Annotated in this window: 12 protein-coding genes; 6 read left to right on the plus strand and 6 right to left on the minus strand. The window is 70.3% G+C overall.

The features are described 5' to 3' along the window. Positions 1-16 precede the first annotated feature (16 nt). From AC3IPY_RS15015 to AC3IPY_RS15025, 3 genes are all read right to left on the minus strand, one after another. Positions 17-1,885: a glycerol-3-phosphate dehydrogenase/oxidase gene (locus AC3IPY_RS15015; protein ID WP_489185082.1), complete on the minus strand. Its 1,869-nt coding sequence runs from the start codon at positions 1,883-1,885 to the stop codon at positions 17-19. A 178-nt stretch (positions 1,886-2,063) separates the two neighbouring features. Beyond that, positions 2,064-3,191: a GuaB3 family IMP dehydrogenase-related protein gene (locus AC3IPY_RS15020; RefSeq protein ID WP_489185083.1), complete on the minus strand. Its 1,128-nt coding sequence runs from the start codon at positions 3,189-3,191 to the stop codon at positions 2,064-2,066. A gap of 85 nt (positions 3,192-3,276) precedes the next feature. Then, positions 3,277-3,831 carry a TetR/AcrR family transcriptional regulator gene (locus AC3IPY_RS15025; protein WP_489185084.1) on the minus strand — a complete coding sequence of 185 codons (555 nt, stop codon included), beginning with the start codon at positions 3,829-3,831 and terminating at the stop codon, positions 3,277-3,279. A gap of 89 nt (positions 3,832-3,920) precedes the next feature. Between AC3IPY_RS15025 and AC3IPY_RS15030 the strand changes: the two genes are divergently transcribed. Beyond that, positions 3,921-4,484: a DoxX family protein gene (locus AC3IPY_RS15030; protein WP_489185085.1), complete on the plus strand. Its 564-nt coding sequence runs from the start codon at positions 3,921-3,923 to the stop codon at positions 4,482-4,484. Positions 4,485-4,523: 39 nt separating this feature from the next. On the opposite strand, the gene AC3IPY_RS15035 is transcribed toward AC3IPY_RS15030, so the two are convergent. Beyond that, complete coding sequence (locus AC3IPY_RS15035) at positions 4,524-6,236, minus strand: ABC-F family ATP-binding cassette domain-containing protein (RefSeq protein WP_489185086.1); 1,713 nt, start codon at positions 6,234-6,236, stop codon at positions 4,524-4,526. Positions 6,237-6,408: 172 nt separating this feature from the next. Between AC3IPY_RS15035 and AC3IPY_RS15040 the strand changes: the two genes are divergently transcribed. After that, positions 6,409-7,572, plus strand: a complete 1,164-nt coding sequence (locus AC3IPY_RS15040) for a MalY/PatB family protein (RefSeq protein ID WP_489185087.1) — start codon at positions 6,409-6,411, stop codon at positions 7,570-7,572. Here the strand turns inward: AC3IPY_RS15040 and guaB are convergent. Then, positions 7,560-9,062 (minus strand): IMP dehydrogenase, encoded by a 1,503-nt coding sequence (gene guaB / locus AC3IPY_RS15045; protein ID WP_489185088.1) that lies wholly within the window; start codon positions 9,060-9,062, stop codon positions 7,560-7,562. The genes AC3IPY_RS15040 and guaB overlap by 13 nt on opposite strands. Positions 9,063-9,392: 330 nt before the next feature. On the opposite strand from guaB, the gene AC3IPY_RS15050 reads away from it, so the two are divergent. From AC3IPY_RS15050 to AC3IPY_RS15065, 4 genes are all read left to right on the plus strand, one after another. Further along, positions 9,393-10,676 carry a branched-chain amino acid ABC transporter permease gene (locus tag AC3IPY_RS15050; RefSeq protein ID WP_489185090.1) on the plus strand — a complete coding sequence of 428 codons (1,284 nt, stop codon included), beginning with the start codon at positions 9,393-9,395 and terminating at the stop codon, positions 10,674-10,676. A 9-nt stretch (positions 10,677-10,685) separates the two neighbouring features. Next, entirely contained in the window at positions 10,686-11,666 is a 981-nt protein-coding gene (locus tag AC3IPY_RS15055) for a branched-chain amino acid ABC transporter permease (protein WP_489185091.1), read from the plus strand. Between the two features lie 61 nt (positions 11,667-11,727). Continuing rightward, positions 11,728-12,726, plus strand: a complete 999-nt coding sequence (locus AC3IPY_RS15060; protein WP_489188343.1) for an ABC transporter ATP-binding protein — start codon at positions 11,728-11,730, stop codon at positions 12,724-12,726. Next, complete coding sequence (locus AC3IPY_RS15065; RefSeq protein ID WP_489185092.1) at positions 12,723-13,463, plus strand: ABC transporter ATP-binding protein; 741 nt, start codon at positions 12,723-12,725, stop codon at positions 13,461-13,463. The genes AC3IPY_RS15060 and AC3IPY_RS15065 overlap by 4 nt, the downstream gene beginning before the upstream one ends. A 690-nt stretch (positions 13,464-14,153) precedes the next feature. Here AC3IPY_RS15065 and AC3IPY_RS15070 read toward each other — a convergent pair. Continuing rightward, on the minus strand, positions 14,154-15,440 hold the full coding sequence (locus AC3IPY_RS15070; RefSeq protein ID WP_489185093.1) for an ABC transporter substrate-binding protein: 1,287 nt from the start codon (positions 15,438-15,440) through the stop codon (positions 14,154-14,156). Positions 15,441-15,696 lie beyond the last annotated feature (256 nt).

Here is a 15,696-nt window from a genome sequence, read left to right on the forward strand (position 1 = left end):
CGCGACGCGACCGGAGTCAGTCCACCTTGACGATGTCGGGCGCCTCCAGCCGCACGCGGTCGGCCGACTCGTCGTCGGGCTGCAGCTGCGACTCGCGTTCGGCGGCGACGCGCTCGAGGTAGCGCTCGACCTCGAGCCGTTCGCGGGCGGCGTCCCAGCCGAGCACGCCCGCCATGAGCTTCGCCGCGACGGGCGCCGCCGAGACGCCGCGATCCCACGCCTCGATCGAGATGCGGGTGCGCCTGGCGAGCACGTCGTCGAGGTGCAGTGCGCCCTCGTGGGATGCCGCGTACACGACCTCGGCCGCGAGGTAGTCGTCGGCTCCGGGCAGCGGTTCGCCCAACGAGGCATCCGCCTTGATGAGGTCGAGCAGTTCGTCGGTGAGCGTGCCGTAGCGGTTGAGCAGGTGCTCGATGCGCACCTTGTGCACGTCGAACGCGCGGGCGATCTTGCTGCGCTTGTTCCACGCGGCCTGGTACCCCTCGGCGCCGAGCAGGGCGATGTCCTGCGTCGTCGAGGGCGGCACCCGCCCGTCGAGCGCGTCGGCCGCCGCGTCGATCGCGTCCTTCGCCATGATGCGGTACGTCGTCCACTTGCCGCCGGCGACGACGACGAGCCCGGGCACGGTGTGCGCGACGATGTGCTCGCGCGAGAGCTTCGAGGTCTGGTCGCTCTCGCCCGCGAGCAGCGGACGAAGGCCCGCGTACACGCCCTCGACGTCTTCGCGCGTGAGCGGGATCGCCATGACGGAGTTCACGTGCTCGAGCAGGTAGTCGATGTCGGCCGCCGTGGCCGCGGGGTGCGCCTTGTCGAGGTTCCAGTCGGTGTCGGTCGTGCCGATGAGCCAGTGCCGGCCCCACGGGATCACGAAGAGCACGCTCTTCTCGGTGCGGAAGATCATGCCCATGGCCGACTGGATGCGGTCGCGCGGCACCACGAGGTGGACGCCCTTGGACGCCCTCACCTTGAACGTGCCCCGCTCGCCGACCATGCGCTGCGTGTCGTCGGTCCAGACGCCCGTCGCGTTCACGACCTGCTTGGCCCGGATCTCGAAGTGCTCGTCGGTCTGCAGGTCGTGCGCCTTCACGCCCACGACGCGTTCGCCGACCTTGACGAAGCCCTCGACCTTGACGCGCGAGGCGACGTGCGCGCCGTACGACGAGGCGGTGCGGGCGAGGGATGCCACGTAGCGGGCGTCGTCGACCTGGGCGTCGTAGTACGTCAGCCCGCCGACGAGCGCGTCGTTCGAGAGCGACGGGATGGCCCGCATGACCTGGCGCTTGGAGAGGTGTCGGTGGTGCGGAACCCCCGGCGGGCGCCCGCCCGTGTAGCTGAAGATGTCGTAGAGCATCATGCCCGCGCCGATGTAGACGCGCTCGAACACGCGCTTCTTCAGCGGGTAGAGGAAGCGCACGGGCTTCACGAGATGCGGCGCGATGCGCTGCAGCAGCAGGCCGCGCTCGATGAGCGCCTCGCGCACGAGCCGGAAGTCGAGCTGCTCGAGGTAGCGGATGCCGCCGTGCACGAGCTTGGACGAACGGCTCGACGTGCCCGACGCCCAGTCGCGCGCCTCGAGGAGGCCGGTCGACAGCCCGCGCGTCACGGCGTCGAGCGCCGCACCCGTGCCGACGATGCCGCCGCCGACGACGAGGATGTCGAGCTCCTTCTCTTTCAGGCGCGCGATCGCGGCGGCCCGTTCATCTGGGCCGAGCTTCGTCGATCTGGCCACGGATGCCGCGACCTGCGCCTTCGCGCCCGTTCTCGTCGTGCCCCTCGACGCGCCCGCCTTCGGCGCCGCCTTCGTCTCAGCCGCGGATGCCGCCCTCGGTGCGGCCTTCGCCGCCGAACGCCCGGTGCCCGCCGCTTCCGACCTCTGTGTCGCCATCGTCGTCCCCATCCCCGCGATCGCAGACGGCGAGCGCGTGATCCGACTTCAACGCTACCCGAGCGGGCGCCCGTTCAGGCGGATCGGGGCGAACCCGATCGAGCCCGGCCGCGGCGAACGTCGGCGGGCGCGCGAGACGGCGACGAGCGGAGCCGGTCACGCGGGACCGGCGGGAGGCTCAGAAGGACTGGTACGGCGCGACGACGACCTCGACGCGCTGGAACTCCTTGAGGTCGGAGTAGCCGGTGGTGGCCATCGACCGGCGCAGGGCGCCCACGAGGTTCGCGCTGCCGTCGGCGGCGGGAGCCGGCCCGTAGAGCACCTCTTCGAGCGCGGCGACCTGGCCGACCTGCACGCGACGGCCGCGGGGCAGCTTGGAGTGGTGCGCCTCGGCGCCCCAGTGGTAGCCCCCGCCGGGTGCGTCGGTCGCGCGGGCGAGCGCGGCGCCGAGCATGACGGCGTCGGCTCCGCAGGCGATGGCCTTGACGATGTCGCCCGAGGTGCCGAGTCCGCCGTCGGCGATGACGTGCACGTACCGCCCGCCGGACTCGTCGAGGTAGTCGCGACGTGCGCCGGCCACATCGGCCACGGCGGTGGCCATGGGCGCGTGGATGCCGAGCGTCGCGCGCGTCGTGGACGCGGCGCCGCCGCCGAAGCCGACCAGCACGCCGGCGGCACCGGTGCGCATGAGGTGCAGGGCCGCCGTGTACGTGGACGCACCGCCGACGATGACGGGAACGTCGAGCTCGTAGATGAAGCGCTTGAGGTTCAGCGGCTCCTGGTTCTTCGAGACGTGCTCGGCCGACACCGTGGTGCCGCGGATGACGAAGAGGTCGACGCCCGCCGCGACGACGGTGCCGTACAGCTCTTGGGTGCGCTGCGGCGACAGTGCGCCGGCCACGGTGACGCCCGCGGCGCGGATCTCGGCGAGGCGCTCGGTGACGAGCTCGGGCTTGATCGGCTCGGCGTAGAGCTGCTGCATGCGAGCCGTCGCCTGCTCGGGCGCGAGGTTGCGGATCTCGGCGAGCACTGGCTCGGGGTCTTCGTAGCGGGTCCAGAGGCCCTCGAGGTCGAGCACGCCGAGGCCGCCGAGCTGGCCCATCATGATCGCCGTCTTCGGCGAGACGACCGAGTCCATGGGCGCGGCCAGGAACGGGATGTCGAACTGGTACGCGTCGATCGACCACCCCACCGAGACGTCTTCGGGGTCGCGGGTGCGCCTGCTGGGCACGATGGCGATGTCGTCGAACGCGTAGACGCGACGGCCCCGCTTGGAACGGCCGATCTCGATCTCCTGGGTCACCATGACAGCCTACCGAACGGCGTCGCCGGGGTTCACCGACCGGGCGAGCGGATGCCGCGACCCGGCGTTCCCGGCTCGCGTCGGGCCCTCACCGGGCCGAACCGCCGCCGCCGCCGAACAGTCGTCCGGCGACCCCGCGCGCGAGGTCCTCGGCGCGCGCCCCGTCGGGCGCCTCGATCGCCCCGGCGTTCCACAGCGTGGCGAAGCCGTGCACGAGCGACCAGGCGGCGAGCCGGTTGGCGCGCGCGTCGCCGGGTTCGGCGTCGGCGCCCGCGCGGAGGATGTCGCCGGCGCGGTCCCTGGCCGCGACGAGCGCGGGGTCCTCGTCGTGCAGCAGCTCGGTGCGGAACATGACGGCGAACCGGCCAGGCTCGTCGGTCGCGAACCGCACGTAGGCGACGCCGGCCTCCACGAAGTCGCCGGCGGATGCCTCGAGCGCGTCGCCGAGGCGATCGAATCCGTCGGCGGCGATGGCGGTCAGGAGTCCGGCCCGGTCGCCGAAGTGATGCGCGGGCGCGGCGTGCGAGACGCCCGCCCGCCTGGCGAGGTCGCGCAGGCTCAGGGCGTCGACCCCGTGCTCGTCGATCGCCTCGACCGCGGCGTCGACGAGGGCCTCGCGCAGTCGGCCGTGGTGATATGCCATGGCTCGAGCGTACGACCTCGATCTAGGCATTGACAAGTTCTCGTTCGGCGCGCAAACTTGTCACTGCCTAGTTCACGACAGGAGCCGAGATGACCCGCACGCCCAGCACCGACCATTCCGCCGCGACGACGCCGACCCCGGCGACGCCGACGCCCGCGCCCGCGCCCGCGCCCGCGCCGAGCCGACGCAACCCGTGGGCGCAGACCTTCATCGGCCCGGTGCCGATCGCCTTCGTCATCGGCGCCGCGGTCGTCGCGGCGCTCGGCGCGTTCGGCGTGCCGGGGCTGGACACCTGGCCCTCGTGGCTCACGGGCGGCCTCGCGCTCATGTTCGCCGTCGCCGCGTCGGGCCGGCTCCACCCGCGCGTGCGGGCGGGGCTGGCCCACATGGTGCCGCCCGCGCTCCCCCGCCCCGAGCTCATCGTCGCGGCGACCGGCGTGCTCGAGCTCGCCGGCGCGATCGGCCTGCTCGTGACGGCGACGCACACGGCGGCCGCGCTGTGCCTCGCCCTGCTGCTCGTCGCCGTCTTCCCGGCGAACGTGCGCGCCTCCCGCCTCGGCGATCGCCTCGGCAGCCTCGCCTCGCCCCTGCTGCCGCGCACCGTCGAGCAGGTGCTGTACGTGTCGGCGTGCCTCGCCGTCGCGTTCGCCTGACGCCGGGTCGCGGCATCCGCTCGCCTCATGTCGAGCGCCTCAGCGCACGCGCTCGACCCTGGCCTCGTCCCACACGGGCGCGTCGGACTCGACGACCCGTCCGTCGGAGCGGAAGACCACGAACCGGTCGAAGCTCCGCGTGAACCAGCGGTCGTGGGTGACCGCGAGCACGGTGCCGTCGAATCGCGAGAGCGCGTCTTCGAGCGCCTCGGCCGAGACCAGGTCGAGGTTGTCGGTGGGCTCGTCGAGCAGCAGCAGCGTCGCCCCGCTGAGCTCGAGCAGCAGGATCTGCAGACGCGCCTGCTGCCCGCCCGAGAGCTCGTCGAACCGCTGCAGCGCCGCCCCCGCCAGCCCGTAGCGATCGAGCGCGGAGCTCGCCGCCTCACGGGCGATGCCGTCGCGGTTGGCGTCGCCGCGGTGCAGGATGTCGAGCAGCGTGCGCCCCCGGTACTCGGCGTGCTCGTGATTCTGCGCGAACCAGCCGGGCACGACGCGGGCGCCGAGCACGGCGCGGCCCTCGTGCGGCACGCGGGCGAGCGCCTCCCCCACGGTCGTGACGTGCCCGAGCGTGCGATCGGGCTCGGTGCCGCCGCCCGCGAGCAGCCGCAGGAAGTGGGACTTGCCCGACCCGTTCGATCCGAGCACCGCGACCCGGTCGCCGTACCAGACCTCGAGGCCGAACGGCTGCATGAGCCCCGTGAGCTCGAGCTGCTCGCAGACGACCGAGCGCTTGCCCGTGCGCGACCCGCGCAGGCGCATCGACACGGCCTGCGCCGGCGGCCGCTCCTCGGGCGGACCGGCGTCCTCGAAGCGCTTCAGTCGCGTGATCGCGGCCTGGTAACGCGAGGCCATGCCGTCGTTGTAGGTCGCCTTGACCTTGAGCGTGCTCACGAGCGTCTTCAGCGCCACGTGCTGCTCGTCCCACCGGCGGCGCAGCTCGTCGAGCCGCTCGAAGCGCTCCTCGCGAGCGGCGTGATAGCCCTCGAACCCGCCGCCGTGCACCCAGGCGCTGCTGCCGGCCGGGCTCGCCTCGAGCGTCACGATGCGATCGGCCGCCCGCGCGAGCAGTTCACGGTCGTGCGAGACGAGCAGCACCGTCTTCGGCGTGGCCCGCAGCGCGCCCTCGAGCCAGCGCTTGCCCGGCACGTCGAGCGAGTTGTCCGGCTCGTCGAGCAGCAGCACCTGCTCGGGCCCGCGCAGCAGCGCCTCGAGCGCCAGCCGCTTCTGCTCGCCGCCCGAGAGCGTCGAGAGCTCGCGCCACCTCGCCCGCTCGAACGGGATGCCGAGCGCCGCCGAGGTGCAGTGGTCCCACACGACCTCCTGCTCGTAGCCGCCGGCCTCGGCGTACTCGGCGAGCGCCGTCGCGTACCGCATCTGGTTGGTCGTGTCATCCGCCTCGATGAGCGCCTGCTCGGATGCCTCGAGCTCGACCGCCGCCGCCCGGATGCGCTGCGGCGCCACCGAGACGAGCAGGCCCGCCACCGTGGCATCCGTGCCCGCCGGGGCATCCGCGTACGCCTGCCCGTGGCCGATGAACTGGTCCATCACGCCGAGGCCGCCGTCGACCTGCACGCTGCCCTCGTCGGGGCGCAGGTCGCCGCGGATGATGCGCAGCAACGTGGACTTGCCCGCGCCGTTCGCGCCGATGAGCGCGGTCGTGCGCCCGTCGACGACGCGGAAGGCGAGGTCGGCCAGCAGCGGCCGGCCGTCGGGCAGCGAGAAGGAGACGCCGTTGACGTCGATGAACCCCATGCGAGACATCCGTTTCGATTCGCGACATCGTCGCGGCGCACAAGGCAGCCGATCAGCCTATCCGCATCGAGCGGATGCCGCGAACCGGCGCCCGCTCTCACGCCCGGTCGTGGCATCCGGTCGTGGCATCCGGCTCCGGGACATCCGCCCGACCCGATGCCATGCTGGAGGCATGCACCGCACCGAAGCCGACTCCATCGACCTGCTGCGCGCCCGCACGAGCGTGAAGTGGCGCGCCTACGACGCCGACGTGCTGCCGCTGCCCGTCGCCGAGATGGACTACCCGCTCGCCGAGCCGATCGCGCGCGCCCTGCATCGGGCCGTCGACCGCTCCGACACGGGCTACTCCTCGCTCGCACCGGCGGTGGCCGAGGCGTTCAGCGGGTTCGCCGCGACGCGGTTCGGCTGGGAGCCCGATCCGTCGCGAGTGACGTGCACCGCCGACGTGTCGATGGGCCTCGTCGAGGTGCTGCGTCGGGCCATCGCGCCCGGCGACCGCGTGGTCCTGACCTCGCCCATCTACCCGCCGTTCTTCGACCTCGTCACCGAGGCCGGCGGCGTCGTCGACGAGATCCCGCTGCTCGGCGGCATCCGCGACGGCTGGTCGTTCGACCTGGCGGGCATCGAGGCCGCGTTCGCCTCCGGCGCCCGCGCGATGCTGCTCTGCAACCCGCACAACCCGACCGGATGGGTGCCCTCGCGCGAGCAGCTCGAACCGCTCGCCGACCTCGCGGCCGCCTTCGGCGCCACGATCGTCAGCGACGAGGTGCATGGCCCGCTCTCGCAGCCCGCGACGCCCTACACGCCGTTCCTCACGGTCTCGGACGCCTCGCGCGAGCACGGCGTCGCCGTCACCGCCGCGACCAAGGCCTTCAACATCGCGGGCCTGAAGACCGCGCTCATCCTCACCGCGAGCGAGCGCGGCGACCGCCTGCGCGAGTCGATGCCCTACGAGGTGTCATGGCGCATGAGCCACTTCGGCGCCATCGCGACGATCGCGGCCTTCACCGAGGGCGGGCACTGGCTCGACGGCGTGCTCGGCAGCCTCGACGACAACCGTCGCCTGCTCGCCGACCTGCTCGAGGAGGAACTTCCCGACGTCGGCTACCGGGTGCCGGATGCCACGTACCTGGCCTGGCTCGACCTGAGCGCGCTCGGCTGGGGCGACGACCCGGCCGAGACCGCCCTCGAACGCGCCAGGGTCGCGCTCGTGAGCGGACCCACGTTCGGCGCGCAGGTCGGCCGCGGACACGCCAGGCTCAACTTCGCCTGCTCGCCCGAGATGCTCGGCGAGGCGGTCACGCGGCTGGCGGACGCGCGGGCTCAGCGCTTGTAGTTCGGCGCCTCGACGACGATCTGCACGTCGTGAGGGTGCGACTCCTTGAGCCCGGCCGCCGTGATGCGCACGAACTTGCCCTTGGCCTTGAGCTCGGCGATGGTGCGGCCGCCGACGTAGAACATCGACTGGCGCAGGCCGCCGATGAGCTGGTGCGTCACGGCCGCGACCGAACCGCGGTAGGCGACCTGCCCCTCGATGCCCTCGGGGATCAGCTTGTCGTCGCTCGGCACATCCGCCTGGAAGTATCGGTCCTTGGAGTACGACGTGTTCTTGCCCCGGGTCTGCATGGCGCCGAGCGAGCCCATGCCCCGGTACAGCTTGAACTGCTTGCCGCCCTGGAACACGACGTCGCCGGGCGACTCGTCGGTGCCCGCCAGCAGCGAACCGATCATGACGGTGTCGGCGCCGGCGACGAGCGCCTTCGCGATGTCGCCCGAGTACTGCAGGCCGCCATCGGCGATGATCGGCACGCCCGCCTCGCGCGCGGCGAGATACGACTCGTAGATCGCGGTGATCTGCGGCACGCCGACACCGGCGACGATGCGGGTGGTGCAGATCGAACCGGGGCCGACGCCGACCTTGACCGCGTCGACGCCCGCGTCGATGAGCGCCTGCGCGCCCTCGCGGGTGGCCGCCTGGCCGCCGATCACGTCGATGTGCGCGAACGTCGCGTCGGACTTGATGCGGCGCACCATCTCGATGACGCCGGCCGAGTGCCCGTTGGCGGTGTCGACGACGATGACGTCGACTCCCGCATCGCGCAGCGCCTCCGCGCGCTCCCAGGCGTCGCCGAAGAAGCCGATCGCCGCGCCGACGCGCAGGCGACCCTCGGCGTCTTTGGTGGCGTTCGGGTACTGCTCGGACTTGTCGAAGTCCTTCACCGTGATGAGACCGGTGAGCCGGCCGGCGTCGTCGACGAGGGGCAGCTTCTCGACCTTGTGCTTCGCGAAGATCGCCAGCGCCTCGTCGGGGTTCATGCCGACCCGGCCCGTGATGAGCGGCGCCTTCGTCATGACGTCGGCGACCTTGGTGCTCGACTTCTCGAACTCGGAGACGAACCGCATGTCGCGGTTCGAGATGATGCCGACGAGGATGCCGTCGGCGTCGACCACCGGCAGTCCGCTGACCCGGTAGGTGGCGCACAGTTCGTCGACCTCGGCCACCGAGGCATCCGGCGTCGTGGTCACCGGGTTGGAGACCATGCCCGACTCGCTGCGCTTGACGCGGTCGACCATCTCGGCCTGGTCGGCGATCGAGAGGTTGCGGTGCAGGATGCCGATGCCGCCCTGGCGGGCCATGGCGATGGCCATGCGCGCCTCGGTCACGGTGTCCATCGCCGCGGAGAGCAGCGGGGTCGCGACCGTGATGCGACGGGTCAGACGGGAACTCGTGTCGGCCTCGCTCGGGATGACGTCGGTGGGCCCGGGGAGCAGCAGCACGTCGTCGTACGTGAGTCCGATGAATCCGAACGGGTCGTGCTGGTCCATTTGGGGCGCCCCTTTTATCGCATGGTCGGCATCGAAGTGCACCGCCGCCGGCGCGAAGGGCCTTGCACGGTGTCTACCGATTCTAAGCGAGCGAGGGCCGGGAGTATTCCCCGCGCGCATCCCTTGCGCGCGGGCCCTCCGCGACAGCGGATATCACGCGTTTCTCACGATTCGGCTGCGGTTCCCGAACGCGGGGGATGCGAAACACGGACGACACACTACGCTCATAACGTCTCCTTCACGGCCGATGGGACTCCTATCGCCGTGGTGTCCCAACCTGGAGGTTTCGTGAGATCCCCATTCCCTGCCGTCGCGCACCCACCCGGTCGCATGATCCGGCTTCTCGGCGTCATCCTCGCCGTGACCGCCGCCATGCTCGGCGTCTTCGCACTCTCAGCCTCACCGGCCATGGCCGCCGAAGGCGATCCGTACCGCATCAGCGGCAACGTCCAACTCGACGGTGAACCCCTCGAAGGCGTCGTCCTGGTCGTCGACGGCCCAGGAGGTGCGCAAGAGGTCGAGACCGACGAGAACGGGCAGTGGCGGGTCAGCGTCCCCGAGAAGGACGACTACACCGTCACCCTCGACGAGGAGACCCTGCCAGAGGGCATCGCGGTCGTCGACCCCGAAGACGACAGTCCCAACGAGAAGGACGTCACCGTCGGCGCCGGCGGGCGGGTGACCGTGAACTTCTTCATCGGCGAAGGGGAGCGCAACGTCACCAGCTTCTGGGACCAGTTCGTCCAGCGCGGCGTGCAGGGCCTGAACTTCGGCCTCATGCTCGGGCTCGCGGCGATCGGCCTCTCGCTCGTGTTCGGCACGACGGGCATCTCGAACTTCGCGCACGGCGAGATGGTCACCTTCGGTGCCGTCGCCGCCTCGTTCCTCGTCAGCGCCGGATCACTCGCGCTGCCGCTCTGGATCGGGCTGCCGTTGGCGGTGGTGCTCAGCGCCGGGCTCGGGCTCGTCATGGACATGGGCCTGTGGCGCCCGCTGCGCCGCAAGCGCGTCGGCACCGTGCAGCTCATGATCGTGAGCATCGGCCTCTCGCTCGCGCTGCGCTACACGTACCAGTTCTTCATCGGCGGCGGCACGACCCAGCTGCCGTACGCCTCGGCCCCGAAGATGTCGTTCGGCCCGGTGCAGCTGAGCTGGATCGACATCGCGTCGATCATCATCTCGATCGTCATGATCATCGCGTTCGCGCTGTGGCTGACCCGCTCCCGCCTCGGAAAGGCGACCCGCGCCATCAGCGACAACTCCTCGCTCGCGGCGGCATCCGGCATCGACGTCGACTACGTGGTCCGCGTCGTCTGGATCATCGCGGGCGGCCTCGCCGGTCTCGCCGGCGTGCTCTACGCGTACTACCGACCGGGCATCAAATGGGACATGGGCGCGCAGATGCTGCTGCTCATGTTCGCGGCCGTCACGCTCGGCGGACTCGGCACGGCGTTCGGCGCGCTCATCGGTGCGCTCATCGTCGGCGTGCTGGTCGAGGTGTCGGGTCTCTGGATCCCCAGCGACCTCAAGTACGCGGGTGCGCTCGTCATCCTCATCGTCATCCTGCTGTTCCGGCCACAGGGCATCCTGGGCCGACGAGAGAGAATCGGTTAGGCACGCATCATGGACTGGCTTCAGATACTCTCCAACACCGCGTCGTCGATCCTCAGCCCGGCGACCATGGGATACGCCCTCGCCGCGCTCGGCCTCGCCGTGCACTTCGGCTACGCCGGCCTCCTCAACATGGGCATCGCCGGCTTCATGGCCATCGGCGCCTACGGATACGCCATCTCGATCCTCTCGTTCGACCTCCCCTGGTGGCTGGCGGCGATCATCGGGCTCGCGGCATCCGCGGTCTTCGCCCTCATCCTCGGCGTGCCGACGCTGCGATTGCGAGGCGACTACCTCGCCATCGTGACGATCGCGGCAGCCGAGGTCGTGCGGCTCCTGTTCCTGACGACGGCGTTCGACGAGGTCACCGGCTCGGCCGACGGCCTCAGCGGCTACCACGCGAGCTTCCGGGCGGCGAACCCCATACCCGAGGGCACGTACGGCTTCGGACCGTGGACGTACAACGCCAACGACTGGTGGGTGCGCATCCTCGGCCTCACGACGATCGCCGTCGCCGTGCTCGTCGTCTGGATGCTCATGCGCAGCCCGTGGGGCCGCGTGCTCAAGGGCATCCGCGAAGATGAAGACGCCGTGCGCGCGCTCGGCAAGAACGCGTTCGCGTACAAGCTGCAGGCCCTCGTGCTCGGCGGCGTCCTCGCCGCGGCCGGCGGCATCGTCTACGCACTGCCGTCGGCGGTCAGCCCGGGCGTCTACGTGACCTCGCTCACGTTCTTCGTCTGGACGGCCCTCCTCCTCGGCGGTGCCGCGACCGTCTTCGGTCCGTTGCTCGGTTCGCTCATCTTCTGGGTGCTGCAGACCTTCCTCAGCAACTTCCTGCCTGCGCTCGTGCAGGCCGGCGTCCTGCCGTTCATGACGCAGATCCAGGCGGGCACCCTGCGCTTCATCCTCGTCGGTGTCGCGCTCATGCTGCTCGTGATCTTCATGCCGCAGGGAATCCTCGGCAACAGGAAGGAGCTGACCTTTGTCAAGTGAGATCCCGGCTCCCACCGAGCCCACGCAAGACGCGGCTGACGCCGCAGTCGTCACCGGCGCAATGCCGCACGCCCCGGTCGAACGCGTGAAGACCACCGGCCTGCACGTCGGCGAGGCCAAGCCCGGCGTCGCCAAGGTCGACCCGATCATCGTGGCCGACGGGGTACGACGCACGTTCGGCGGTCTGACGGCCGTCGACGTCGAGCACCTCGAGATCCCGCGCGGAGCGATCACGGCACTCATCGGACCGAACGGTGCAGGCAAGACGACCCTCTTCAACCTGCTCACGGGCTTCGACAAGCCGAATGAGGGCACCTGGACCTTCGACGGCAAGTCCCTCTCGGGCGTGCCGGCCTTCAAGGTCGCACGTCTCGGCCAGGTGCGCACGTTCCAGCTCACGAAGGCGCTCGGACTGCTCACCGTGCTCGACAACATGAAGCTCGGCGCGACCGGGCAGCGCGGCGAACGGTTCTGGTCGAGCCTCATCCCCGCCCTGTGGCGCGGGCAGGATGCCAAGATCGAGACCCGCGCGATGGGCCTGCTCGCCAAGTTCAAGCTCGACGCGAAGGCGTCGGACTTCGCGGCCAGCCTGTCGGGCGGTCAGCGCAAGCTCCTCGAGATGGCGCGTGCGCTCATGAGCGAGCCGAAGCTCGTGATGCTCGACGAGCCGATGGCCGGGGTGAACCCGGCGCTCACGCAGTCGCTGCTCGACCACATCCTCGACCTGAAGGACGAGGGCATGACCGTGCTCTTCGTCGAGCACGACATGCACATGGTGCGCCACATCGCCGACTGGGTCGTCGTCATGGCCGAGGGCAAGGTCGTCGCCGAAGGCGATCCGTACTCGGTCATGCAGGACCCCGCGGTGATCGACGCCTACCTCGGTGCGCACCAGGAGCTCGACCTCGGCGTCGTCACCGGCAGGGTCACGGCCGAGGAGGCCGACCCGACGACCGATGCCGAGGCGTCGGTCGCGGTCGAGGCAGAGGAACTCGCGAGCGCGGGCACCGCCGAGGCCGAAGCCGAGTTCGGTTCCGACAACGAGGAGAAGAAGAAGTGACGAACGCCACCGCGACCGGCACCCCCGTCGTCGTCGTCGACGAGGTGCACGCCGGCTACCTCCCCGGGGTCAACATCCTGAACGGCTGCTCCCTCGTCGCCGAGCAGGGCGAGCTCATCGGCATCATCGGCCCGAACGGCGCCGGCAAGTCGACGCTGCTGAAGGCGATCTTCGGGCAGGTGAACGTGCGCGAGGGCTCGATCACCCTCGAGGGCGACGACATCACCGGGCTCAAGGCGAACAAGCTCGTCTCGCGCGGCGTCGGCTTCATCCCGCAGACGAACAACGTGTTCCCGAGCCTCACCATCGAGGAGAACCTGCAGATGGGGCTCTACCAGAACCCCGGTGCCTACAAGGAGCGCCTCGAGTTCGTCACGGGCATCTTCGCCGAACTGGGCAAGCGCCTGAAGCAGCGCGCGGGCTCACTCTCCGGCGGTGAGCGCCAGATGGTCGCGATGAGCCGCGCACTCATGATGGACCCGAAGGTGCTGCTCCTCGACGAGCCCTCCGCCGGCCTGTCACCCGTGCGCCAGGACGAGGCGTTCATCCGAGTCTCCGAGATCAACAAGGCCGGCGTCACGTGCATCATGGTCGAGCAGAACGCCAGGCGCTGCCTGCAGATCTGCGACCGCGGCTACGTGCTCGACCAGGGCCGCGACGCCTACACGGGCACCGGCCGCGAACTGCTCAACGACCCGAAGGTCACCGAGCTCTACCTCGGTACGCTCGGCACCTGAGCCGCGTCGAACACGAACGGGCGGGTCCTCGCGCAAGCGGGGGCCCGCCCGTTCGTCGTCGGCTGGCTCACCCGCACGGCGCTCGAGGCTGCTCCCCGCGACCCTGCGCCCGCGCGCCCGCGACGCCTTCAGCTCCGCGCCCGAGTGCCGCACCATCGTCGTTCTCCGAATCAGGCCGAAGGCGCGAGTTCAGGCAGGAATCCGTGAAATCGGCCTGATCTCGCACCTTCGGCCTGCTCTGGCGCCTTCGATCTCAGCCCGCCGACGTCCGGGCATGCTGCAGCACACAGTTCTGCAGCACGGCGCTGCTGCGCCGCGGCACTGTTTGCGGCACGCGCTCGGCAACCGGTCGGATGCCAGTTCCCCGACCGGAGTCGACCATTCAGGATGCCGCCGCGACACGCCGTGACAACGTGCGCGGGCGTCGGCGAGTCGCACGCTCGTCCTGAGTTGCCGACGGCGCCTGACCGCCCACCGAACCGATCACGACAAGCTCCAGAATTCAGGAGAGAGCCCTGCGGGTACCGCGGAGTCACGCCGATTCACCGCGGGCGTCGCGCGCATAACCACGGGATGTTCCTGAATTCTGAAGCACGAGGGATGCCTCGGTCGGGTCTGGCACATCGCCTGGGCGCACGAAAGGGCCCCGGTCCGAAGACCGGGGCCCTGACGGTTCGGGTCAGGCTGGAATCAGCCCTCGTATGCGGCGTAGTTGTTGTCGTCGCCGTACTGGTAGATGCCGATCGACGCCTCGGTCGGGTCGCCGACCTCGTCGAACGTGATCGGACCCGAGATGCCGTCGTAGTCGGCCGTGCCGCCACCGACGATGATGTCGGCGCACTCCGCGAACGACGAGCACTTCTCACCGTCGCCGGAGCCTCCGGAGACCTCGATCAGCTTCTCGGCGATGGCCGCCGAGTCGGTCGAGTTCGCCGCGAGCGAGGCGAGGGCCAGCAGGATGGTCGCGTCGTACGACTCGGCCGCGTAGCTGTAGTCCTCGAGGGCCTTGGTGCCCTCGGACTCGAGGAACGCGTCGAGCTCGCCGGTGAAGTCCGAGATCGAGTCGATCGTCAGACCGGGCAGCGTGCCCTTGGCGCCCGTGAGCGAGCCCTCGGGGAACGCGTCGGCGAAGTTCTTCAGGTTGCCGTCGACGAAGTACAGCTTGTCGGACGGGAACTGACCGAAGAGGCTCGGGAGGATGGTCGACACCTCGTCGAACGTGATCAGGGCGATCGCGTCGGGGTCGGCGGCGAGCACCTCGCTGAGCTGTGCGTCGAACGTCGTGTCACCCGTGTTGTAGGTGGGCGCCGCGACGACCTCGCCGCCGGCGGCCTCGAAGGCCTCGGTGACGTACTTCGCCAGGCCGGTGCCGTACGAGTCGTTCAGCACGAGGAGGCCGAGCGTCTGGTTGCCGTCTTCGGCGATCAGGTTGCCGAGGACCTCGCCCTGCAGCACGTCGGACGGGGCGGTACGGAAGTAGAGCCCGTTGTCGTCGTACGTGGTGAACGCGTCGGAGGTGTTGGCCGGCGAGAACTGGATGACGCCCGCACCGACGACCTGGTCGATGAACTGCAGCGACGTGCCGGAGGACGCGGCGCCGATGATGGCGGAGACGTCTTCACCGAGCAGACGCGGGATCTCGGTCTCGTATGCCTTGTTGTCGGTGTCACCGGAGTCGCCGTAGACGACGTTGAGCGCGAGGCCCGTCGTGTCGGTGACCTCGTTGATCTGCGACGTGGCGTACGCGACGCCGGCCTCTTCGGGCGGGCCGAGGAAGGCGAGGTTGCCGGTCTGCGGGAGGGCCGTGCCGATGGTCAGGGCCAGCTCGTCGCGGGGGCCCGCGCTCTCACCGGAACCGGAATCGGCATCTCCGCTCGCGCAGGCGGAGAGGAGAAGGGCGCTCGCCGCCGTGATGGCGACGCCCGTCCAGACCTTGCCGCGCGAACGAGCCGGTCGGGACTTGCCGAATACGCTCATGTTGCTCCTTGGGACTGAAGGAAATGATCCAAATCGGCGGGCTGAGGCACGCCGTTCTGTCACAGTATTCGGCGAGTGCCACATCGCAAAGGAATCCCGGTCACAACCCGATAACACTGTCCGAAGTGTTACCTTCCCGTCACATTCCGACCGCCGAAGGCCCCTTCGACGCACGATTCCACCACCTGAGGCGCCCCGGTCCACCCCGTTTCGGGGGTCGGACGCGCCGCCGCGCGCAGACCGCTCGCCGAGGCAT

The organism is Agromyces sp. GL_144 (assembly GCF_057834305.1).